15 protein-coding genes are annotated in these 23752 nt (G+C 55.9%); 10 read left to right on the top strand and 5 right to left on the bottom strand.

Features of this window, described 5'->3' with window-relative positions; translation table 11 throughout:
• Nucleotides 1-270 precede the first annotated feature (270 nt).
• Nucleotides 271-5442, top strand: coding sequence for a carbohydrate binding domain-containing protein (locus C162_RS36290; RefSeq protein WP_051494087.1), 5172 nt, complete (start codon nt 271-273; stop codon nt 5440-5442).
• Nucleotides 5443-5977: 535 nt separating this feature from the next.
• Here C162_RS36290 and C162_RS31855 read toward each other — a convergent pair.
• Nucleotides 5978-6532 carry a GbsR/MarR family transcriptional regulator gene (locus C162_RS31855; protein ID WP_036701793.1) on the bottom strand — a complete coding sequence of 185 codons (555 nt, stop codon included), beginning with the start codon at nt 6530-6532 and terminating at the stop codon, nt 5978-5980.
• A 257-nt stretch (nt 6533-6789) separates the two neighbouring features.
• On the opposite strand from C162_RS31855, the gene C162_RS31850 reads away from it, so the two are divergent.
• The 9 genes from C162_RS31850 to C162_RS31810 all read left to right on the top strand — a co-directional run bounded on the left by C162_RS31850 (nt 6790) and on the right by C162_RS31810 (nt 16308).
• On the top strand, nt 6790-7986 hold the full coding sequence (locus C162_RS31850; protein WP_036701791.1) for a quaternary amine ABC transporter ATP-binding protein: 1197 nt from the start codon (nt 6790-6792) through the stop codon (nt 7984-7986).
• On the top strand, nt 7986-8822 hold the full coding sequence (locus C162_RS31845; RefSeq protein ID WP_036701789.1) for an ABC transporter permease: 837 nt from the start codon (nt 7986-7988) through the stop codon (nt 8820-8822). Before C162_RS31850 ends, C162_RS31845 begins: the two co-directional genes overlap by 1 nt.
• Nucleotides 8823-8837: 15 nt before the next feature.
• Nucleotides 8838-9722 carry a glycine betaine ABC transporter substrate-binding protein gene (locus tag C162_RS31840; protein ID WP_235218591.1) on the top strand — a complete coding sequence of 295 codons (885 nt, stop codon included), beginning with the start codon at nt 8838-8840 and terminating at the stop codon, nt 9720-9722.
• Nucleotides 9723-9980: 258 nt separating this feature from the next.
• Nucleotides 9981-10595, top strand: a complete 615-nt coding sequence (locus tag C162_RS31835; RefSeq protein ID WP_036701786.1) for a TVP38/TMEM64 family protein — start codon at nt 9981-9983, stop codon at nt 10593-10595.
• Between the two features lie 615 nt (nt 10596-11210).
• Nucleotides 11211-12041 carry a sporulation protein YunB gene (yunB, locus tag C162_RS37220; RefSeq protein WP_156949760.1) on the top strand — a complete coding sequence of 277 codons (831 nt, stop codon included), beginning with the start codon at nt 11211-11213 and terminating at the stop codon, nt 12039-12041.
• A gap of 82 nt (nt 12042-12123) precedes the next feature.
• The gene (locus C162_RS31825; protein WP_036701784.1) at nt 12124-13662 is read left to right on the top strand and encodes a glycosyltransferase family 2 protein; all 1539 of its coding nucleotides are present in this window, start codon (nt 12124-12126) and stop codon (nt 13660-13662) included.
• Entirely contained in the window at nt 13659-15101 is a 1443-nt protein-coding gene (locus tag C162_RS31820; RefSeq protein ID WP_036701783.1) for a hypothetical protein, read from the top strand. The genes C162_RS31825 and C162_RS31820 overlap by 4 nt, the downstream gene beginning before the upstream one ends.
• Nucleotides 15094-15828: a glycosyltransferase gene (locus C162_RS31815; RefSeq protein WP_036701782.1), complete on the top strand. Its 735-nt coding sequence runs from the start codon at nt 15094-15096 to the stop codon at nt 15826-15828. Before C162_RS31820 ends, C162_RS31815 begins: the two co-directional genes overlap by 8 nt.
• A gap of 99 nt (nt 15829-15927) precedes the next feature.
• Entirely contained in the window at nt 15928-16308 is a 381-nt protein-coding gene (locus tag C162_RS31810; RefSeq protein WP_036701781.1) for a hypothetical protein, read from the top strand.
• 131 nt (nt 16309-16439) lie between these two features.
• Here the strand turns inward: C162_RS31810 and C162_RS34855 are convergent, their stop codons facing one another.
• From C162_RS34855 to C162_RS36470, 4 genes are all read right to left on the bottom strand, one after another.
• Nucleotides 16440-18527: a glycosyltransferase gene (locus C162_RS34855; RefSeq protein ID WP_051494086.1), complete on the bottom strand. Its 2088-nt coding sequence runs from the start codon at nt 18525-18527 to the stop codon at nt 16440-16442.
• 524 nt (nt 18528-19051) lie between these two features.
• Complete coding sequence (locus C162_RS34850; RefSeq protein WP_051494085.1) at nt 19052-20842, bottom strand: tetratricopeptide repeat-containing glycosyltransferase family 2 protein; 1791 nt, start codon at nt 20840-20842, stop codon at nt 19052-19054.
• Nucleotides 20839-22911, bottom strand: a complete 2073-nt coding sequence (locus C162_RS34845) for a glycosyltransferase (protein WP_051494084.1) — start codon at nt 22909-22911, stop codon at nt 20839-20841. Before C162_RS34845 ends, C162_RS34850 begins: the two co-directional genes overlap by 4 nt.
• 159 nt (nt 22912-23070) lie before the next feature.
• Nucleotides 23071-23752 (bottom strand): DUF6385 domain-containing protein (locus tag C162_RS36470; protein ID WP_036701779.1); only part of this gene is annotated, 682 nt, incomplete at its 5' end.

Raw genomic sequence — 23752 nt, 5'->3', positions numbered from 1 at the left:
CTTCATAGTTATAACAGGGCCAAAAGACGGGTATGCCAGGGTTTCTCAAGGCTACTGACCGTTCACTTGGACACTCTCTGCTGTCAAACAGCAGTCCTTTCTAGAGTCTATTCAACTTGCCGAAACAAGTCAAAGGTTAATTGCATTCAGAGGAATGGCATGGAGATAATCGAAACCGATTTCGGTCCGGAGCTTTAAGATACCTGAAGAGTAACGGGACGATGTCATTGCGCTAAGTTGAGACTCTAATTCAGAGGAGGCATACACTGAATGAAAAAGAATATACCTTCGTTGTTAGCAGCCGCTGTAATCATTACCGGACTTCTATCGCCGCTGGGCAGCGGCGGGGCTATGGCGAAGTCTGCTCAGAGCAGGCTGACAGCGCCTGCGGAGACAACGGCCGCCTTGCAGAATGGAAGCTTGGTTGTTAATGATTTGAAAGCGTTTACCGATGTGGGAGAGGGCAATTGGGCGGCTCATGCTGTGATGCGCTGGAGCCGCAGCGGGGTGATCTCCGGCTACGGGGACGGCAGCTTCCGGCCGGAGCAGCAGGTGACCCGGGCAGAATTCTCGGCAATCGTCAACCGTATTTTCGGCTATAAGGACTTGGCGGCTGTGCTTCCGGCAGATGTCCCGGCGGCGGCCTGGTATAAGGATGATATCGCCAAAGCTGTAGCAGCTGGGTATCTGATTGCAGACGCAGATCAGAGTATCGGACCTGCGGCTCCGCTGAAGCGCGGGGAGGCGGTCCTTGCGCTTCAGCGGATACTGAGGCTGGAGACAGAGCGTCAAGCGAAGGGCATGTATAGCGACCTGGCGGGAGCCGACAGTGCAGTAAGCGCTGCGGCAGATGCTTTTACGGCAGCCGGTTATATGCAGGGTTATCCCGGAGGCTTCTTCAAGCCGGACGGGAGGATCACCCGTGCCGAGCTGGCAAAGCTGGCGGATACACTGGTGGCGGAGCTGCGCTCCGCAGCCGGGGAAGTGAAGCTGGGCAAGGTGAAGGGCAATGTGGTGCTGAGCCATGAGGATATCACAATGAAGGACAGTATCATTGAAGGAAATCTCTATCTTACTGAGGGAATCGGGGAAGGAGATCTCCGGCTGGAGGGAGTGCAGGTGAAGGGCACCACCTATATCCGCGGCGGCGGTGAGCATAGCGTGAGCCTGGTGAACAGTACTCTTGGGCCTGTTCAGGTGGCGAAGCCGAAGGGCAGCGTCCGCATCGTTGCCAGCGGGACGACAACCGTTGGAAAAGTACACCTTGATTCCGGTGCTATCCTTGAAGAAGCTGCGCTTACGGGCGAGGGGTTCGCTAGTGTTGTACTCCCGCCAGGGGAGCAGACGGTCACTCTTATTGGCAATTATGGGGTGGTATCCACCGCTGATGCGGCCGGAGGCAACCTCACGCTGAGCTTGTCAGGCAAGCTATCCAAGCTAATCTGGAGCACTCCCGGCAAGCTGGTGCTGATGAATCAAGCGCAGGTGGCTGAGCTGCTACTTACAGCCGGTGCCCGGGGCACTACGATTATGGGCAGTGGCAGCTTCGGCACCGTGCTGAATCAGGCCGAGGCTGTGACGGCCGGGGGCATCGTTCTCAAGCCGGGCAGCCGCAGCAATCTGAATCTGGCCTCGCCGCAGGCCAGCCCGCCGCCTGTTGCTGCGGGGGGCGGAGAGATTGCGACGGCTACACCGGAGCCGACGGCAACGCCAACACCAGTGGTTACGCCGGAGCCGACAGCGACGCCAACAACGGTGGTTACACCGGAGCCGACAGCGACGCCAACACCAGTGGTTACACCGGAGTCAACGGCAACGCCAACACCAGTAGTTACGCCGGAGCCGACAGCAACGCCAACACCAGTGGTTACACCGGAGTCAACGCCAACGCCAACACCGGTGGTTACGCCGGAGCCAACGCCGACCCCAGCGCCGACCAGTGATCCGTGGAGTCTGGTGTGGAATGATGAATTCGATGACAATATCATTGATCCTGCGAAGTGGACCTATGATCTCGGCGATGGCACCGTTGTCGGGAATCCGGGCTGGGGCAATAATGAGCTGGAGTATTACACCAATGATCCGAGGAATGTGAAGGAACAGGACGGCAAGCTCATCATTACCGCTCGCAAGGAGGCAATGGGCGGCAAGCCTTACACTTCCAGCAGAATTAAGACCAATGGCTTGTACAGCAAAATGTACGGCAAATTCGAGATCCGGGCGAAAGCACCGGCAGGTAAGGGGCTGTGGCCGGCGATCTGGATGCTGCCGGAGAATTATGTGTACGGCAATTGGGCGGCCTCCGGGGAGCTGGATATTATGGAAGGCTGGGGCAGCCGTCCGAATGTGGTCGCCGGAACCATCCACTATGGTTCCCAGTGGCCGGATAATGTCTATTCTGGCAAGGAATATGTGCTGCCGGGCGATTCCACCATTGAAGAGTTCCATACCTACTCCATAGAATGGGAGCCGGGAGAGATCCGCTGGTATGTGGACGGGGTGCTGTACTCCACCAAAAATGACTGGTACAGCAAGAGCAGCGGACAGCCCGCGATGAATGCTTATCCGGCACCTTTCAACCAGAAGTTCCACCTGCTGATGAATCTGGCGGTCGGCGGCAACTTCGACGGCAACCCTACAGAGGAGACCGTATTCCCGAGTTCCATGGAGATTGACTATGTCAGAATCTATGAGCTGACCGGACGCGAATACCGGCAGCCGGTACCGGTGGAGCTGGTGAAGGAGCCTTATCTGGAAAGAGCGAAGCCGCCCCTGGCAGATGGGAACTTCATTTATAACAGCGGATTCACGCAGCAGGTGGAGGGAGATCCCGGGATGGGCATCCCGAATACAGCCCACTGGGTACTCTACAAAGATGAAGGCGCGGATGCAGCGCTGTCCCTGGAGCAGACAGGCGGCGTGAATCTGCTCAAGGTAAACATCTTGAAGCCAGGCAGCAACGCCTATTCGATTCAGCCGCAAGCCTTTGTTTCGCTGGCAAAGGGCAGATATTACAAGCTAAGCTTCGACGCCAGAACGGATACGGCGAGGGAGTTCACAGCCCGGCTGACCGGTGGCGCACCGCTGGGCTTTCCGTCCTATTCCCCGGCATTCAAGGCGGTGCTGACCCCGCAGCTTCAGCATTACGAGACGATGTTCCAGATGAAGGAGAGCTCGGACAATGCCGCGCGGATTGAGTTCAATCTGGGGACCAATGCTTCCCCGGTCTGGCTTGGCAATGCACGGCTTGAAGAAATCGATAGCATTCCCTTTGATCATGACAGCGCCAAGGCGCCGCTCGGCAGCGGCAACCACCTCTACAACGGCAGCTTCGATCTGGGCGAACCGGACCGGATGAGCTATTGGCATATCGATGCTTCAGTAGGTGCGGAGGTTACTCCGCGGGTTGATGCTGACGGCCGCCTGAAGCTGGACATTACAGGCGCGGACACTGACGGCAGCGGGGTTACGCTGCAACAGAAGGGGATCTTCCTGGTGCAGGGCCAGGATTACAAGCTGGCCTTCGAGGCGGATAGCTCCTCTGCAAGGACGGCCACCATTGAACTACTAGGTCATGACGGAACCTTACATGCTTCGCAACCGGTCGAGCTTAAGGCAGGCCATCAGCAGGCAGAGGCGGTCTTCAAGAACTTCCCTGGAGCCAGCGACCGCCTTGGACAATTCGTCCTAAGCCTCAGCGGTGGTACCGGAACGGTGCTGCTGGACCAGTTCGTACTGGTACGCACCAGCTCCTATTATGACCCTGATCTGACCTATTACCCGCTCATGAACGGGGATTTCAGCTTCGGGCTTACGAGCTGGGAGCGGCTGCTGACAGAAGACGGCGGCCAGAGCACTGCGGCAGCGGTGGACGGGGCAGCGAAATTCAGCATTACGAACACCGGCAACCAGGCGTATTCGGTGATGCTTTTCCAGAATAACCTCAAGGCTGCGGCGGGCTTGGATTATGTGGTTGAATTCGATGCCAGCGCCAGCGTGGCGCGGCAGATCAATGTGAAGGCAGAGAATGCGAGTTATTCCCCTTCCATTGATAAGCCGGTGGAGCTGACACCAGAGATGAAGCATTACCGGTTCGAATTCCGGCAGGGTACGAATGATACGCTGTCATTAAAATTCCTGCTTGGCAAGGTAGGCGGTGTGAGCGTTCCACAGAGTCATGATATTGTGATCGATAATGTGAAATTTGAGATCAAGGACGCCCCGGCGAAGCCGCAGGAGCTGCTCGCAGATTCCACGGCCAACCGGGTATCACAGCCGATTGAGCTGACCTTCATCCAGAAAGCAGAGTGGTCCGGCAGCATTAAGTCCGTTAAAGTGAACGGCGTCACGATTCCAGCAGAGCTGTATCATGTACAACCGGGAGCAATCATAATTCAGTCTGCTGCTTTCCCGGCAGAGGGAAGCTATATCATTACCGTGGAAGCCGAAGGGTATGTCAACGCTAGTGTGGTTCAGACGATACTGGCGAATGATAACAATCTGGTTGTCAACGGATCATTCACCAGCGGCAGCTCAGGCTGGTCCACGTGGTCCGGTGAGGGCGGAGCTTCGTCCTTTCAGGTGGCAGACGGGATAGCCGAGGTGCAGATTACAGCGGCCGGGTCACAAGCCTGGCATACCCAGCTCTATCAGGAGAAGATTCCGCTTGAGGCAGGCAAGACTTATGAGCTGAGCTTCAAGGCGAAATCTACGGTTCCGCGGCAGATTGTCGTAGAGTACAGCGGAACCTCTGCCCAGGCGGCTCAGGCGAAGTTCGACATTACAGCCACATGGGCGACTTACAGCACACAGTTCAGTGTGACGAACGACAATCCGCTGAAGCTGAATTATCTGATCGGCGCGACGCAGGGTGAGGATAAGACGGCGAACCATACGGCGCATACGATTTCTTTTGATGATATCGTGCTTAGGAAGGTAACGGGCGGACCGGACACAGAGCCTGCCAGCGGCACACTGGATAACGGCACATTCGATGCGCAGCCGGCTCTTAAGGGCTGGACCCAGTACTTCGAAGGTGCCGGAAATACCGCAGTCCAGAATGGGGAGCTTGAGGTGTCACTGGCCTTCACTGGATCTGCTAACTACGCCGCCCAGGTAGACTACAGGGATCTGAAGCTTACTCAGGGTAAAAGTTATACCTTGAACTTCAGCGCACGTTCGGATATCAACCGGCAGATTGAAGTAGCAGTCGAGCATTTCGGAGGGGATTACACGAAATATTTGCAGATAACCGCTGCCGCCTTGACTGGCGAAATACAGCGCTTCAGCTACACCTTTACCATGAACGGCGGAACGGATGCAGGTGTTCATCTGGTCTTTTTGCTGGGGCTGAATCCCGGCAACAGTGCAGAGACGAATGCCGCTATCGAGGCAGGCAATCATATCTATATTGATGATGTGAGTCTGGTGGAGAACCCGTAAGGTAACGAGATATGGCGTGACTTAGCGGTGGTATAAGAGCCGGTGACAGCACGTCAGCATGCGTAAACGGCCGTAATCCTTGAATTCAAGGATCGCGGCCGTTTTGATACTTGTATGGAAAATATAGTTTCCTAGTAGAGCATCATATGGGCCCAATGTATGTGAAAAACAGTATACATTGGGCTGGCACGAAGGTGATGGCCCGAATGTATACGGAAAACAGCATACATTGTGCTCAAACGTAGGCGATGGCCCGAATGTATGCGGAAAACAGCATACATTGTGCTCAAACGCAGGCGATGGCCCCAATGTATGTGGAAAACAGCATACATTGGCAGCGTACAGGTGTCCAGAATAGGTAGGTTCCATTTCCCGCTTAAACAGCGATCGGAACAACGGTCCGTTCACGCAGCGTCCACCCAAGTGTCCACGTTGATCCCGCACCAAATAAAAAGCTGTCCCAAGCGCCACTTCATGGCTTTTGGTGACAGCCTTTTCAGCTTGAGCAGAATAGTTTGAACGCCTATAGCTGATATTATTCTTTAGGGATTAATTCAAAGATCTTGCCGGTTTCAAGCGACTCGATCAGCTTCAGCAGCCAGCGGTAATATTTAATGGCTTCCTCAATCTTGATCTCGTCGGTGTGGAGCAGGCGAGAGAGGTCCGGCTCGTCCGCATAATCGGTTTGCATCTGCCGGATTTCGGCGAGCGATTTGTTCAGGGCGGTCATATTCCCTTCCACTGCTTTTCTCCATTTAATAGAGAAGTAATCGCTGAAGTTCTGATGCCAGTCGGGAACCACCTCGAACAGATCCTTGCGGGTACCTTTGCCCCAGACTTTATCGATCATCTTCAAATCAAGCAGTGTACGGACTCCAGTACTCATGGAGGTCTTGCTCATGCCCATGGTGCGGCTTAGCTCATCCAGTGTAACCGGGCCCTCATTAAAGTACATATAACCGTATAAATGCCCGATGGACAAGGTGATGCCGTATAAATCCATATTTTTACCGATAGAATCGATTACCCGTTCACGGGCCTTGCTGATTTTCTCTATTTGCTCGGGCAGAAGCCCCTCTAAATCGTTCATGATGTCCCTCCTGAGGATTAGGCTGACAGGCTACATGCCTCTCCTACTGTATTGTAATCAAATCCCCATCCAGAAGTAAAGAATTCATGCGGAACGGAATTTGGCGTTAAACAGAGTATTCTATACGTAAAGTACGTAAAGTTAAAACTGTACACTAAATTTTTAGCGAATATGAGCTTTGCTTCTCTTTTCGTAAGTCCGTTACACTAGGTCAGTAGCAGCAGGCGCGATAAACAGAGATAGAGAAGGAGGTCAACATGGCAATTATAGAGGTGAAACAGTTAACCAAAGTATTCGGTCATGATGCAGCACGGGCGCTTCCATTATTAGAACAAGGCTGGTCCAAAGAAAGAATCGCCAAGGAAGCCAAGCTGACAGTCGGTGTGAATAAAGCCGAATTCAGCATTGAAGAGGGAGAAATATTCGTCATTATGGGATTGTCGGGCAGTGGGAAGTCCACGCTCGTCCGTCTATTGAACCGGCTGATTGAGCCGACCGGAGGACAGGTGCTGTTCAAGGGTAAGGATGTTGTCAAGATGAATCCGGAGCAGCTTCGGGAATTCCGGCGGAAGAATATCGGCATGGTCTTTCAAAAGTTCGCGCTGTTCCCGCACCGCAGTGTGCTGGCTAACGCAGAATACGGACTGGAAGTCCAGGGTGTGGAGAAAAGCAAACGAACACGGCTGGCCATGGAGGCTCTTGAGCTTGTAGGGCTGAAGGGCTGGGAGAATCACCGTCCGGATCAGCTCAGCGGAGGCATGCAGCAGCGTGTCGGCCTGGCGCGCGGTCTGGCCAATGATCCTGACATTCTGCTGATGGATGAAGCCTTCAGTGCGCTTGATCCGCTGATCCGCAAGGATATGCAGCAGGAACTACTGGAGCTGCAATCCAGAGTGAAGAAGACGATTGTCTTCATCACGCATGATCTGGATGAAGCGCTGCGGATCGGGGACCGTATTGCCCTGATGAAGGACGGGGTCATTGTCCAGATCGGATCGCCGGAAGAAATTCTGATTCAGCCTGCGAACAAATATGTGGAGCGCTTCGTCGAGGATGTGGATCTGTCCAAGGTGCTGACAGCTTCCCACGTGATGCGTCAGCCGGAGATGATCCGCCCGGAACGCGGACCCCGGGTCGCTCTGCAGCTCATGCGGGACAGCGGCGTATCAAGCCTCTATGTGGCGGATAACGAGATGCGGCTGCAAGGTCTGCTGACTGCGGATAATGCCTCACAGGCCTTGAAGGAGAACCGCAGCATACTCGATGTGATGCTGCGTGATATTCCCCGTGTTCAGCCAGATACCCTGCTGAATGATCTGTTCGAGCTGATGTCGGAGACGCATCTGCCCGTTGCTGTAGTAGGGGAAGGCGAGAAACTGAAAGGCATTGTAATCAAAGGGGCTGTGTTGTCTGCCCTGGCCGGTAACGCGGTTCCGGAAGGAGGATTAGTCTGATGAATTTACCCAAAATACCGCTCGGAAAGGGCGTAGAATGGATCGAAGATTGGCTCACCACCTACTTCGGACCGATATTTGACTTCATTCATGCTGTGATCGGCGGAATGGTGAGCGGGATTGATGCGGCGCTGAATTTCCTGCCCGCAATCGTACTGACCCTTCTGATTGCCGCTCTGGCCTACTGGATCGGCAAATGGCGGATGGCGCTGTTCGCAGTGGTCGGACTCTTGCTGATCGATAATCTTGGATTATGGGGTCCCTCGATGCAGTCGCTGGCCCTTGTGCTGACCGCTTCCATCTTGGCTGTAGTTATCGGGGTTCCACTGGGGGTATTCTGTGCGCAGAGCAAGACCTTCCAGAACATTGCTACTCCTATTCTCGACTTCATGCAGACGATGCCGGCGTTCGTGTACTTGCTTCCGGCCGTGTCATTCTTCTCGCTGGGGGTCGTTCCCGGTGTCATTGCTTCTATTATATTCGCGATTCCGCCAACCATCCGGCTCACTAACCTGGGTATCCGTCAGGTCTCGCCCGAGCTAGTGGAGGCGGCGGATGCCTTCGGTTCTACGGCAGGGCAGAAGCTGTTCAAGCTTCAGCTGCCGATCGCCATGCCGACCATTATGGCCGGTATTAACCAGACGATTATGCTGTCGCTGTCCATGGTGGTCATCTCGTCCATGATCGGCGCCCAGGGGGTCGGGGCTTATGTATACCGTGCGGTATCACAGGCCAAGACTGGTGCGGGCTTCGAGGCGGGGATTGCCATTGTCATTATCGCGATACTGCTGGATCGTCTGACCCAGAAGCTGTTCAAACCCAAACAACAAGGATAGGAGTGTATAATTAATATGAAGAGAACTCATTCGATGAAACGCAGACCGTTAATGATGATCATGCTGCTGATGGCAGTAATTCTGGTAGCTGGTTGTTCGTCTAATAATAACAGTACGGTGAAGCTGGCCTATGTGGCCTGGGATTCCGAGATCGCCAGTACAAACGTAGTCAAGGAAGTGCTGGAGACGAAGCTCGGCATGAAGGTGGAGATGCTGCAGGTCGATGCCGGACCGATGTGGGCAGGGATTGCTGACGGAAGCGCAGACGCCATGGTAGCCGCCTGGCTGCCAAGCACGCATGCCTCTTATCTGGAGAAATACGGCAAGGACATTGAGGATGCCGGTGTGAATCTGGATGGAACGAAGACCGGGCTTGCCGTTCCCGCCTATATGGAGATCAACTCTATTGAGGATCTGAACAATGCGGAAATAGCGGCAACGCTGGATAAGCGGATTATCGGGATTGAGCCGGGAGCCGGAATTATGACGGCTACGGAAAAAGCGCTCGAAGCCTACGGCTTGAGCGATTATACGCTGCTGGAGAGCTCATCGGCGGCGATGGCGCAGGAGCTGCAGAAGGCTTTTGACAAGAATGAACCGATTGTAGTCACCGGCTGGACTCCGCACTGGATGTTCGCCAACATGGACCTCAAGTACCTGGACGATCCGAAGAATGTCTACGGCGGAGCCGAGCAGATTCACACTATGGTCCGTAAAGGCCTGAATGAGGATATGCCGGATGTGCACAAGTTCCTGAGCCAATTCAAGTGGACCGCAGAGGATATGGAGCAGGTTATGGTCAAGATTCAAGGCGGACAGTCGCCTGAAGAAGCAGCCAAGGAATGGGTAGAGAGCAATGAAGCCAAGGTGAATGAGTGGACGGCTGGCATCTCTGCATAGGTGAAAACTGGAGGGTTCAGTGATCTGGCGGCGATGACCGATGTGTGCTATGATGAGAGAAAATAAGCAACAATTCTGTAACTTGTACCGCTAACCTTTGTCCTTTTACTAGTCCTGATTTAGCGGCTCATCAAGTAGAATATATCAATTTATGGTCAATAAACACCCCGCAAGGGGTGTTTTTCTTCAACAATTAATCTTTCATTAATGAGCGGTTCCTTTACATGCTGCAAGGAGTCAGGAAAGGAAGAGCGCTCCATGACCGAGATGATCAATGCCTGGATTGACTGGCTGCTGCAGAGTCTTGGACTTAGCGGCCCGTATATTGTATTCGCTACCTTTCCGCTCGCCGTGCTGCAAAGCTTGTTCGGATTTTTCCCCCTGGCGATTCTGATTGTGCTCCATGTCTCTGTATTCGAAGTGATCGGCGGGATGGCTGTCAGCTGGCTGGCCTGCAACCTGGGCGCGGTATTCGTCTATTTTCTCTTCCGGCGGTATCTCTTCGACTGGTTCGACCGCAAATGGGGCTACAAGCTCAAGAAGTATGAGAAATGGCAGACCTATCTGGACCGTTACGGCATCTGGACCCTGGTGCTGCTGCGTACGATTCCGATTGTGCCCAGTAATATCATCAACCTGATGTCGGCCGTGTCGCCGATGAAGCCGGCAGCTTTTGTCTGGGGGACGGTGCTCGGCAATCTGTCTTTCATCTGGCTGTTCGGTACGCTCAGCTCCTCGTTAATTGTCCCGCGTGAGGACTGGAACGGTTTTCTGTTGTGGTACGGCGTGTTTATGCTGATTCTGCTCGCTATCTTTGTCCGGCTGCATTGGGGGCATCTCCAGGAGGATAAGCGCAAGCGGACGGGGCATTAGGTTCAGGAAGATGCTCGATATGCTGGATAAAAGACACTCCACTTCAAGGCTAACCCCACATTGTGGGGTTATTTTGCGTGTGTGCTGAATAGCCTATTAGTACAGGGAGCGGCTTGACCGCAGGAATGTCGGGAGGGACTGCAGGGCATGGGCAGAATCAGAAAATGGGGGAAACGGAGCGCAGGCGTACCGCTCTTCGGGCGTCTGCGGCTGCCGGACTTCAACGGAAGCGGACTGAGGGGGACGGTCGGGCGCCGCCAGGCCTTCAAGGCCAAACCGTCCAGAGCGGGAATCCAGCCGCCGCACTCGGGTTCGGGAGCAAGGTTCGAAGCGAAGCCGTCAAGACCCGGCGCGGGTCTGCCTGGCCGGAGCTGGGGACGGAGCGGGGGCTTCGTGGCGAAGCCCTCCAGATCCGGCGTCCGGCTGGACGGGAGCGAAGCAGGCTACGGGTCAGCCAAGCCTTCCGGGGGAGCAGCAGGCGCTCCGGACCAGCGGGTCTGGCGCAAAGCCGGGCGCGGCGGCTTCCGTCTGTTCCGCAGGAGGGAAGGGAAGTGGCAGGAAGCTGCCGGGGGCAAGGGGCAGAAGCCGCGCAGACAGGGCAGATTCTGGATCGTTCTGAGCCTGCTGCTGCTTCTGGCAGTGCTGCAGGGGCTGCGTTATGTGGAGCAGCATCTGAAGCCGCCGATTCTCCATCTGGCCCAGATCCGGGTGAAGCAGATCGCCACGGAATCGATTAACAAGGCGATTACGTCCCAGGTAGCAGACGGGGGGAATGCCGAGGCGCTGATTGACTGGAAGACCGACAAGAACGGCAAAATCTCCGGCTTCATGCTCAACTACAAGGAGCATATGCGGATTACCTCGCAGGCCGCTGAAGTCATCCAGTCCACACTACAGGAGCTGCATAACCGTACGGAATATATTCCGCTCGGGCAGGCGCTCGGCAGCCCGCTGATTGCCTCCTATGGTCCGGATATTCCGATTAAGGTAGAGCCTCAGGGGGCAGTGAAGGTGGAGCTGAACACACGGCAGCAGAATGCCGGAATCAATATGATTCTCGTTGAAGTCTTTATTCATATTGTTACCGAGGTAGCCGTCGTCATTCCATTTGATATGGAGCCGCAGGTGGTGGATACAGAGATCCCCGTCTCCTACCTGATGGTAGTCGGTGACGTTCCGATGTACTACTATGATAATCAGGGCAAGCCTGTCGGCGAGAACGGCAGCAGCGCCCCGGGCATCGCTATTCCGGCCCCTTCGCTGAGTACCGGGAAGAGCAGCGCCGGCGAGGACAGCACACCAGCAGGCAGCGATAACAGCAGCTCAGGCTCCAGCGGATCAGGCGGACATGCGGGCAGCGGAGAGACTGAGGCGCCCGCCGGAAGCGGCAGCTCTGTGCCCGGTGTGAATGCCGGGGGTGGGAATGAGGGCGGTGGCAGCGAATAGCAATGGTAATTATAGGGATATATACCCCGACACACTCATACATTATAGACAGCATAGTTTGACTAATGGAGCGTGATGTTGGGTGTCTTATGGAGCGATGGAGGATAGGAGTGCGGGGAAGGGTTGGGATGCTGCAAAAGCGGACCGTACGGAGCGGCTGGCTGCAAGGTACAGCTATCTGGAACGGGAGGGCCTGCTGCCCCTGCCGGTGCAGGGAGGGATTACGCTGGTGGTGGAACTGCGTCATGCGCCGTGGTCAGCGGAGTGTCTGAGGCTGCTGCTTCAGCATTCCGGGCCAGCGGTGCGGGTGACTGCGGTTGCCATGACCACTGATTTTCCGCTGCAAGCGTTGTCGGAGCAGTTCTCCGGGGAAGCAGGAATGCGGTTCCTTCCTTATAGCGAGGGTGAGTATAGGGTGAATGAGGCCTTGGCTTATGCCGAGACCTCTTTTGCCGTGCTGCTGGAGGACTGTGTCATGGTGGCTCCGGGCTGGCTCGGGAATCTGCTATGGCCGCCGATTGATGATCCTGCGGTGTTAGTTGTCGCTCCTTGCTCCTCCACGGAGTGGGGAGACGGGCAGCGGCAGCTGCATTTTGCCGGATATGCTGAGCTGGCTGCGTACACCGCCCATACGCTGGAGAAACAGCAAGGGGAATGGAATTATACGGAGGTACTAACCGGTTCCTGCCTGCTCATAGCCACAGAATTGCTGCTGAGGGTAGGCGGGTTCGATGCTTCTCTGGGCGAACGCCGCCTGATCATCGCGGACTGGTGTCTGCGGGCCCGGATGCTGGGAGCGGAGCTTGCGCGCAGTGACTCGGGCTATGTTCATGTGCTGCATAGGCTGGAAGCGGAGAGTGTGAAGGCGGGCGGCATTGAAGTCCGGGGGAAGGGCGAACAGGCTTATCTGCAAAAATGGAATCTGAACAGCACCCTCTCCCCTGCGGGTACGCTCCAGATTCCCCGTGATCTCACAGCCTGCCCTCCGCAGCCGGTCATTCCGCTTAGCCGGGATACGGTTGCCGCTCTGCTGGTTACAACGGTCGTGTATTTCGAAGAGAACTGGACGGCGGCGGATTCCCGCGAACGGCAGCAGATGCTTCAGGAGAGCCAGAGCTACGGGAATATCCGCTGGGTGTGGGTGAGGGACAGCTGGAGCCAGTCTTTTCCGGAATTTCCGGTGCATGAGCGGGACGCTGTGATTACCGTTCACGGCGAGAAGGCATGGCTCCATGCGCTGGAGAATATCTCGGCACTCTACGGCAGTGAGATCATAGTCTACTTGTCGGCTTGTGCGTCGTATGATAACCGCTATGTGGAGAGAATGGTCCGGGTTCTCCGGTATAGCCGGGCGGATCTGATTGTCAGTTCAGACGATCATGCCGCAGAATCCGGGCTACCATGCACAAGCGAAGGGATTCCGCAGGTTCTTCCGCTTGAACGCATTGCACACCGAAGCGGAAGAACACCGGGGAGGATTGTGAAGCGGGAGGGCCATCTCCGCAGTCTGGAGCTTGTGCCGGACCCGGAGTTGTCTATAGATTATGCAGGAGAGACAGCAGCAACGGGTGCGGGACCGGGCAGCCTTGATGAAGCCTTGCCGGGGGAGGGCCGCTTATGAACTATATTGTGCTCAGCCGCACGGCTTGGGAGGATTATGAGTATAAAAGAATGCTGGAGCTCCTTCCGGAGCGCGGGGAGGTCTGCTTCGCCGGAGCGATGACCCCGGTCCAGCAGCGGAGCAGCCAGGTCAGGTCTGTAACTCTGCCGGAAGTGTACAAACTGGATACCGGAGAGTATACGCTGCTGGTCTCATCGCCCTACTGGCTGCCAGATGTGCTGGCTCTACAGCCTGCTTATACTGTGGCTCTGCTGGAGCCTTGCCCGGATGGGGAAGATGCTGTGCTGTGGGATAAATACAGTTCGTCTCTTGGAGCGCTCTCTGATCTTGCCGGAACCTCCTCGGAACGGATCTATCTGGAGCAGAATCTGCGCCGGGGCCAAGTGGTCTATCTGAATGGAGATGAGCCGGTGTCCTACGGACTTCTCCGCCGGGGGGAGCGGCTGTATTTTCTCACGGATGCTGAGGCGGTCTGGAACAGGGCATTGACGGAACTATGGCATCCGCCTGATGCGGTGAACAGCGGGGAGACGTATCTGGATATCCAGCGCAGGCTCCGTACCCGTTTCTATCTCTCGATGTGCGCCAAGTTGCCCGGTGAGCCTTCGGTGCATTATTTAGCGGCTTCTTACTTATATCTGCAAGGAGATGAGACAGCTGCGCAGCTTCTGGCCCAATCCTTTGAGCTGATGCTGCTGCATAATTATACGGATTGTCTGCATTCACATTACCGGTTCTTCTCAGCGATTGAAGCGAAGCAAGGGAATCTTGCGCTTGCAGTCCGGCAGTATGAGATTACGGCGTTTACAGACGAGGAGCGGGCAAGGGGTATGCAGATGAAGCAATGGCTGCACGGGGGTGAGGCCCAGCAGGGGCTGCTCTGTGCAGAGCTTATGACGGTGAATGAAGACTACGCGGCAGCCATTGAATTGCTGGGCCAGTTGCCTGAGCCGGAGGCCCAGCAGCGGCTACTGCACAATTATATCGCGACCTTCCAGTGGGAGAAGGCGCTGCAGCTTCATCAGGAGCTGGCGGCCGAAGGAACGGTGGCGGAAGCGGGAAGTGCGGGACTGCTGGGGCTGGCGGGGAGCCTGCAGGATGCGGGGAAGGTAGGGAATGCGGGAAGCAGCAGCGCGGAAAGTACGGAAGGGAAGACGGGGAGTATCCAGGGGGCAGGCACGGATGGGGATGAGGGAAGCAGGCAGGGAGCAAGCCCGGTAAAAGAGATTTCTCCTGCGGATGAGCTGGCAGAACGGAATGCCGGGCAACTGTCTGTGATTGAAGGGACCCTGCATCTCTTGTACGGCAGGCGCCATGAGGCTATCCGCAGCTTCCTGCGCTGCGCGGGTGCGGATCAGGGGGCGCGGCAGCTTTTTGCTGAAATGGCAGATCTGGAAGAAGCGGTGCAGAAGTTAAGAGGAGGGGCTACGGGTGGGTGACCACAGGAATGAACCGCTGCGCAAGGCTTCCGGCAACCGCCTGACGGCGATGATGCAGGTGCGCAATGAAAGCGGCCGGTATCTGGAGCAGGTTCTGCGGGAGCTGAGCGAATTCGTCGATGAGATCGTCATTGTGGATGACGGCAGCACGGATGATACGGTGCGTGTGTGCCGCTCTTTTGCCAAGGTGAGCAAGGTGGTGACGCTGGAGCACTCCCTCTTCAGGCGGGAATGGGAGCTGCGCCAGACGCTCTGGGATCTGGCCGTATCCACGCGGCCGGACTGGCTTGTGTCGGTAGATGCTGATGAGTTCTACGAAGAGCGGGCCAAGCAGGAAATGCGGCATCTGATCAACCAGGATGTCTACGATTGGGTGGCCTTTCGGATGTATGACTTCTGGGGCGGCACGACCCATTACCGGGAAGATGAGCTCTGGAATCTCCATACGAGGCATACGCGCACACTGGTGCGTTATCTGCCCGGCTTCTATTATTTCACCCCGCAGATGGATCATCACGTTCCCCGGCTGCCGCTATCGTATGCGGTGCTGCCAGGCTTCCTGGCCGAGCTGCGGGTGAAGCACTACGGCTGGGCCTTGGAGCCTGACGCGCTGCGCCGCAAGTACGACCGCTATATGGAGCTCGACCCTGAGGGCAAATGGGGAAGCCTGGAGCACTACCGCTCCATTCTGGATGAGCACCCCCGGTTGGTGGAGTGGGGGGATTGACGTAGATAATAGCCTTATTTTCATGTATATTCATACTTGGGATTGGAGCAGCGGCTCCCCAAAATGAGCATAATATGGATTGTATGGAGGCTGGATTCGGTGCAAAGTATTCATGATAATGAAATTGTCTCCTATAACATTGATTTACAAAATGCCAAAATTACATTGCACACACTGGGCGGCAAAGGAAATCTGGTTCCTGTCACTATTGAGTTTGTTAATGTTCTGATGCATAGGTTTGAAACGCAGTTGCGGGGGAGCATTATCCTTGATATTAGCAAATTTGAAATCAGTCGGTTTGTCAAAAGTAATAAGGAATTGTTAGAAGAACAAAAGGATTCCGCCTGGCCGATGTATTATGAAAAGATAGAGGACTTGCTTGAATATCTAATAAATGAACAGTATAACTGTTATGTCATTTCAGCTTCATATGGTCTTAATGGATGGGTAATTGCTAAGGAATACAGTATTTGTAACTAAGCAGAAAGTTTAAAAGTGGACCCTGAGGGAGCTATCCCTCAGGGTCTTTCGTTTTCCATATGAGTGTTTCAAGAGGATTTGTAAAGCTAATATTTCAAAGATTGAGTGAGGGGGGAAAGCCAAGCGTAACCTTAGATATTGTTATCTCTGTCATCCCCGCTCTGAAGCGCAGACTTCACAAGCAGCAGCCACGGAATGCTGCCTGTAGCGGAGATGTTGCCCTGTGGGCGAACCTCCGCCGCAAGAAGCAGCATGTGGTAGCTGAGGCCAGTGATTGCGGCAGTGCTGCCGGATTGGCGAAGCGTCTGTTCATCGGCGGGCGTAAGCTGCGGGACCTGCCCGCATGACTGGGCAATGGCTGCATAGAGCAGCCATTCCGCAGCATCACCAGGAAGGCTATAGTGTTGTGATTGCCGGGTGTAATCTGCACACCATTGCATTTTAAATGAAACAGGTGCATCCAGTAGTCCTCGCAGCAGCGGCAGGGGAAGTCTGCTCCAGAGAAAGCGTGCAGCGCTAGTGGGCCTGCCCAGCAGGAGTAATGTATCCCAAGCGCCTGCCTGAAGGAGCAGTTGTGCTGCGTAAGAATAATCTGCGAAGGTTAGCGGTGTGTCGGTATGGTGCTCCGAACGGGCAGCGCTGTCCGTGTCAGGAGCCGGGAAGGTACCTTCTGCCGGAAACAAAATTATTGAATGCTCATCGGCCCCATGCTCCGCCGGGCCTGCCTGCAGCCCCGCGAGCCGGCGATGCGCGGCTGCAAGTCCGGGCGGCAGCTCCGCCAGCCGCCTCAGGCCTTGTCCTGCCGCGGCGATTCCGCTGCTGCGGCAGGACAAGGCCCACAGATAGCCGGATATCCACGGGTTATCCGGCGCATCCTCCCGCATCCGCGCAAGCCCGGCGGATGCGGCCCCGGGCTGTTCCGGGTCCCGGAACAGCGTCCCTAGCAGCACCTGAAGCACCTGCCGGATATCCTCCGGCAGATGCGGTGCTGCGAGAAGCGCCGCCAGCCACGGGGCGGCGCGGGCATTGAGTGCGGCAGGCACCAGCCTGCTCAGCACTCGCCGGGGCAGGGCAGGGAGCAGCTGACGGGTGAACACCGCCAGCTGCTCCGCTTGCCCGGACAGCAGGCACAGCGTGGCCAGCTGCTCCCAAGCGGCAAGATCGTCAGGCGAGTAGAGTATCGCCTGCCTGTAATGCTCCATGGCTTCCTCGTAGAGGAACAGCCGCTCGCAGACCCGTCCGGCGAATAGGCGGGTGCGGCAGGTTCCGCTGCCGGAGGAGGAAGGGTATTTATGTGCGGTATCCCCGCTGTCCAGTGCCCGCTGAAGTAGAGGGTACGCCCGCCATACCTGCCCTTGCTCCAGCAGCAGCCCGGCATAGCTCTCCAGCAGATCGGTGAAATCTGCATACAGCCCAATCCCGGCCTGATAGACAGACTTCGCGTCCGCAGGCCGCCCGCCCCCTTGGAGGGCAAAGGCTGTCTTGAGATACAGGTCAGCGGTATACCCGGAGTCTGGTGGAGCTTCCTCTAGCAGAGGCAAGAGAAGATCTGCCGCCGCCTGATATTGTCCCTGCTGGTAATATTCCGTGCCCAGTGCGTACCGCAGAGGAACGCTGTCTGGTTCAAGCCGCAGAGCAGCGAGAATCAGCTGCAGATTGCGGCTGGCTTTGTTTTTGCGCTGAAGCTCATCATCCAGATATCCGTAGTGATGGACAGGCAGACGGGCATAAGCGATATGTCCTCCGGGGAGTCTCCAGATGCTGGAGGCCACCTCCTCATGAATGCTCCCGCGAAAACAGATACGTGAATCATTACGAAACAGCCGGCACACATTGTCTGTCACGTATTCCCGCCCTGAGGCCTCACCCACATAATGAATAAAAGGCAGGAAATACCCGTCCGCACACTCCGATTCTAGCAGATACTCTAACTCCTCCCGCTTCCAGTCCGCAAGGGCTTCATCTGCATCCAGCACCAGAATCCAGCCATAGGAGGCCAGCTGTAGGGTATGATTACGGGCTTTGGAGAAATCATGCTCCCAGGGCAGCCGGATCACCCGGGCACCGAACCTGCGGGCGATAGCCATACTGTTATCCTCTGATCCGGTATCTGCGATGATGATCTCCGAGACCATACCCTGAACAGACAGCAGGCATTGCTCCAGATGCTGCGCCTCATTCCTGACGATCATGCAGAGCGAGATCCCGGGAGTATCCATGGTCTGTAAGCTCCTTTCTGACAGTATCTGATTGAAAAAGCGGGAGTGCAAAGCAAGCGGAGCGGATATATTCCTGACGGACTGGAGAGCCGTTATTTCCCTCAAAACAGCACTTTTTACCGAGTGGCGGACGGAGAGGACCCTATTGTCTCTCTAACCGATGATTTTGGGCAGCATCTCCGCCTTTAAGCGCACTGGAGTCCGTAACTCTTCCCAATCATGCGTTTTCTCCAAAATAAACGATCCTCAGTCCGCGGGCGACCAGTCACACCGGCACTCTCCAGATAAAAAGCCGGCTATGCAGGATAGTTGCAGAACGTACACCTAAAACGAGCGATAAAGCATACTTTCATTGGATAGCTGTAGTCTGTACAACTAAATCCTGCCTAAAAAGGGGAGAAGGAAGAATCGGCTGATGTTTAAATGTACGAAGTACAACTAAATGGGATATTGGCGAGCAATCTGGCGTTTTAATTGTACCAAATACAATTAGGCCTATCGCAGCTACGGTCTCTGATGACATACTAATCAGCTGATCTGGGAAGCGGAAGAGTGAGACGGGCTGCCGCAGCCGCCGGTGAATACATGGCCGAAGTTACGAGCGCAGCCAGAACCTTGTCAGCCAAAAGAATCCAGGGCTGCACAGCCGCAACAATAGCAGGTATGGGGAGTGAGGTGTTCCGGTCTGCCGGGACAACTGCAGGATGACTAAGCATCTCAGTAATATCATCGTAGCTCAGCTCCGCTGCGGAAGCTGCTTTCGCCCGCTGCAACAGCTCTAACAAATCAGCAGTAGGCGGCACCTCCGGCCCTACATCATCTACGGCTCCCGCATCTCGCGCCTTACCATCTATCTCACCCGCATCCCGCACCACCGCTTCCATCACTCCCGCACTCTGCGCCTTACCATCTATCTCGCCCGCATCCCGCGCCGCCGCTTCCATCACTCCCGCACTCTGCGCCATACCGTCCATCTCACCCGCATCCCGCACCGCCGCTTCCATCACTCCCGCACTCTGCGCCGTACCGCCCATCTTACCCGCCGCCACACCAGCCCCTGCACCGTCCCCAAGCATATCAACCGCCGCTGTGTAACAACCATCCCGTACCAGCAGGCGCAGTAGCTTCTGGCGCTGCTCCGCCAGGATGCCGGGCAGCTGCCCGGCCAGCCAGCCGTGAAGCTCGGGCTCGCGGCCCGTGCATTTGAACAGGCGCGTGAGCCGGGGGATCAGCGGCCAGGGGTCCGGCTGGAGCTGGGCTGCCCTGGTGAAGCAGGCTGCCGCCTCTTGCGCTTCGCCGATCTGCTGGCAGACCTGCCCCAGTAGTGTGTGGGTGAGAAATGTGCCTAACCCTGATTCCGTATGGTAGAGGGGAGGGGAGGCTCCAATCTCCAGTGCCCGGCACAGTGCGGTCTTAGCTTCGGCTAAGGCTGATACCTGTAACAATAGCGCACCCTTGAGATGGTGAAGATCGGGATAGTCCGGGAAGAGCAAGCTTCCTTGCCCGCAGGCCTCCAATGCACCCGGGTAATCACCGGTTACTGCCAGGCAGCGGACCTTGTATTTATAGAGCAGGTGAATATAGCTGGTACCCGGCTCGGCCAGGTTCAGCGAGGTGCCGATATGTTTCAGCGCCTGCCTGTAATCGCCAAGCCGCATATATTCAACCGCCAGATTGAAATGCTGAAAAGCATCTCCGGGACTCTCCTCCAGCTGCTGCTTCAGCAATCCGAGATTACGGCTGATTTTGTCTTTCCGCTCCACGACCCCGGCGGCATAGCCGTAGTGATGGACAACGACGGTGCTCATATGCATCGCGGCAGCCGGGGTCTCCTGCACAATGACAGCCGCAATCTGCTCATGAATAATGCCGCTGAAGCGATAGCCAGGACGGTTCCTGAACATCCGGAGGATCGGGTTGACCGTAAGCGTCTGCGAAGCACGCTCCGTCCCCTGATGATTATGAATCCGCACAAAAAAAGCCTCATACTCCGTATGCTTCGCGCACACCAGCAGCTCCTCCCGGCTCCCCTGCTCCAGCTCCTCGTCTGCATCCAGCACCAGAATCCAGGTGCCGCGCGCCAGGGCCAGACCGGCATTGCGTGCGGCGGCAAAATCCCCGTTCCACGGGAACCCGATAATCCGGGCACCGAAGCTGCGGGCAATGGAGCGGGTTGCGTCGGTGGAGCCGGTGTCCACAATGATGATTTCATCCACAGTCCCGCGCACACTCCGGAGACAGCGGGCCAGGTTGTCGGCTTCATTTTTGACGATCATGCACAAGGAAATCAGCGGTTGTTGTGGTTTCGTGGTCATAAGCCCAGATCCGCTCCTCTCTGCCGCTGGGTGTAATTCCACTTCGTATGCCAGGGGGTGCAGCGCAGCACCGCGATGGATTGGGCAACCGCTGCTCTATCCTCCTGAAGCGGACCCTGAGCCGGCTGTCCCACCCCCTGAAGACGTTCAACAGCTTCTGCGAGCCGCTGCTCCGCCAGATACAGATAACAGAGCGCCAGTCCGGTGCTGACCGCATCGTCTGCAGGCGATTCCCCCAGGGCAAGGCGGTACCAGCCGGCAGCCTCCGCATAATGCCCTTTATCTATGAGCAGTTCTCCGAGATACCGCAGGGTTGCGCCTGAAGCGTCCTTACTGTCTGCAAGGCTGATGAATAGTTCCCCCGCCTCTGCCCGCCAGCCTTCCTCATACAGCGCCTCTGCCAAAGTGCTTGTATATGCCGGGAACCGTTCAACCAGCCGCTTGCCCAGCGTGATGAACTGGTGCTTCACAGCGAGCCTTATCACCACGGCAAGCAGCGGGGAGTCCCCGGAGGGAGCGGATTTTGCCTGCGGCTCAGCGGAATCAAGAGACAATTCCGTGTCGATCTCAAGCATCGCGGAACGCAATTCCGCAGGTGATTGCAGCCACAGCTCCTCCTGCAGCTTCCCTCTCAGCTCCCAGGTTAAGACAGCCTCAAGCAGGCATAGCTGCCGTACAGTTTCCGCATTTAGGCCTTCGGGTGACAGCTGGGTGGGGTTAGCCCGCAGCTTGGCGGCAGTTTTTCTGAACGCATGATATTTTCCGGTAATGATCCAGGAAGACAGCACGAACAGCAAGGTGTCCTCTTCCAGCGGACAGACGGCGGGCGGCAGCTCTGCAATCGCCGTATAAGCATCCAGCCGGTACAATGTTCCGATAATTGCGGTTCTAGCAGCACGCTGCGCTGTACCGGTTAGCTGTATCAAGAGTGCGGCAATCTCTCCATCCGTCACCTCCAGCTCCTGAAAAGCAGACGCGATCCCCTCCAGCGCGGGAAGATACAGGGAGTGCTGCTGTAGCGCACGATGGTACAGCTGCGCGGCTTCCTTCTGCTTCCCGAGCTGCTGGAAAATGGCCCCCATCCGGTGCAGCGGGCGGAAGCTGTCTATGCCCTGTTCAGTGACGTATGCTCTGTGCGGAGCCGGGGCAGACGAGGTATCTATGGCATGCTGGTAAGACTGGACGGCGCGTTCATAGAATCCTTGGCTCTCCCAGGACTGGCCCTGCATGTAATGCAGGTCGGGATAATCTCCATAACGTGTCAGCTCGCGGGTTAGCAGGCTGTCGACCGCTTTTACATGACCGTTGTTCAGATCAATTGTACACAGATCGCGAACGATCGAGGGACGGTAAGAGGCCTGAAGCGGAGCAAGGGTAAGACTCTGGCGCAGCAGTTCTCCGGCTTCCTCCAGCCGTCCGTCCTGACAGCAGTTGACCGCCAGATTATAACGGGTGAACACATCGTCAGGCTCTTCCGCAAGCGCAAGACGCAGCAGGTGCCCATTGCGGATGATTTTATGCTTGGCGCTCATGACCGGGGGCAGGTAGCCGAAGTGAAGAATCTCTATTGGACTGGCCCCGATGGCGGCGGACCCATGTTGTGTGAGAATAGAGGACTCAACACTTTCATGAATTCTTCCGCTGAAAAGATAGCCCTGCCCACCCCGGAACAGCCGCACCGGATGGTGATACAGACGCTCCTCGGGCCTGCTTCCCAGCAGGTTCTCTATGCGTACCGTATAGGCTTCGGCTGTGCTGCCCCTGAGAATCTCCTTAATTGACGCTATAGAAGTCTGAAGGATTTCATCCGCATCCAGGACCAGTATCCAGCTGCTGGCCGCATGGTAGAGACCGGTATTGCGTGCCTCTGAGAAATGGTGGTTCCACTTGGTTTCAACAACCGTTGCCCCGTACTTGCGGGCGATCTCCACGGACGAGTCGGTTGAGCCGGTATCGACAACGATGATTTCATCGGCGCCCTGCAGGCTGGCTAGACAACGGGGGAGCAGCTCGGCTTCATTGTTGACAATGAGCTGCACTCCGAGTGTAGGTTTGGCAGATAGATTCAAGATTGTTCCTCCTTCGCGGGCCTTAGTTCCTCCGGGTATTCTGCAAAAATAAGCATGTATAAGCGCTGCCGTCTTATGTAGATGCGGAATACCGCACAGGAAAGAGTACATGGGTACCCATGCACTCCTCTCTTCTGCATCGTATGACGGAAACTAGGCTTACGTTCCTTGTGCATCAAAAATAACATTAAGCGTAGAAGCTGCACCCGACGTGGCGGATTGATAAGAGAGGCGGGTGTATTTCAGGAAGCGGGCAGGCACAATTACGTCTACAGAACCTGCTGCCAGCGGGTTGTCTCCGGTCGTATCGACGAAATAGTTGGTTCCGTCTGCACTGATCTCGACCCGAGTATTCACCGGATTGGCTCCGGTATTCACAATGAAGTAGGAATAGGTGCCAAGGATACTGGTGTTGTTGGCAGGCAGCGGCGTATAGGTATCCGAAGTGGCAATTGCCGTTGTAGGCAGTTCAACGAAGCTGCGCTGGGAAATGGAGGTTACGCTGCTCAGTGTACCAGCAGTGATCGTCGCGCCAAGCACGCTAGTAATCGTACCGCCGAGGATGTTAGTCACTGTACCAGCCGAAGTTAATGTACCGGCAGTGATCGTTGCACCAAGCACGCTAGTAATCGTACCGTCTAGCAGGTTAGTCACTGTACCAGCCGAAGTTAATGTACCGGCAGTGATCGTTGCACCAAGCACGCTAGTAATCGTACCGTCTAACAGGTTAGTCACTGTACCAGCGGATGTTAATGTACCGGCAGTGATAGTCGCACCAAGCACGCTAGTAATCGTACCGTCTAACAGGTTAGTCACTGTACCAGCGGATGTTAATGTACCG

The organism is Paenibacillus sp. FSL R7-269, assembly GCF_000517865.1.
Classification (GTDB): domain Bacteria; phylum Bacillota; class Bacilli; order Paenibacillales; family Paenibacillaceae; genus Paenibacillus_AQ.
The sequence above is the reverse complement of the archived record's forward strand: the minus strand, read 5'-3'. Positions and strand labels throughout refer to the sequence as shown.

Coding starts and splice junctions, on each gene's coding strand:
- C162_RS36290 (WP_051494087.1), top strand. CDS start 271: ATGAAAAAGAATATACCTTCGTTGTTAGCAGCCGCTGTAATCATTACC.
- C162_RS31855 (WP_036701793.1), bottom strand. CDS start 6,532: ATGAACGATTTAGAGGGGCTTCTGCCCGAGCAAATAGAGAAAATCAGC.
- C162_RS31850 (WP_036701791.1), top strand. CDS start 6,790: ATGGCAATTATAGAGGTGAAACAGTTAACCAAAGTATTCGGTCATGAT.
- C162_RS31845 (WP_036701789.1), top strand. CDS start 7,986: ATGAATTTACCCAAAATACCGCTCGGAAAGGGCGTAGAATGGATCGAA.
- C162_RS31840 (WP_235218591.1), top strand. CDS start 8,838: ATGAAGAGAACTCATTCGATGAAACGCAGACCGTTAATGATGATCATG.
- C162_RS31835 (WP_036701786.1), top strand. CDS start 9,981: ATGACCGAGATGATCAATGCCTGGATTGACTGGCTGCTGCAGAGTCTT.
- C162_RS31820 (WP_036701783.1), top strand. CDS start 13,659: ATGAACTATATTGTGCTCAGCCGCACGGCTTGGGAGGATTATGAGTAT.
- C162_RS34855 (WP_051494086.1), bottom strand. CDS start 18,527: ATGGATACTCCCGGGATCTCGCTCTGCATGATCGTCAGGAATGAGGCG.
- C162_RS34850 (WP_051494085.1), bottom strand. CDS start 20,842: ATGACCACGAAACCACAACAACCGCTGATTTCCTTGTGCATGATCGTC.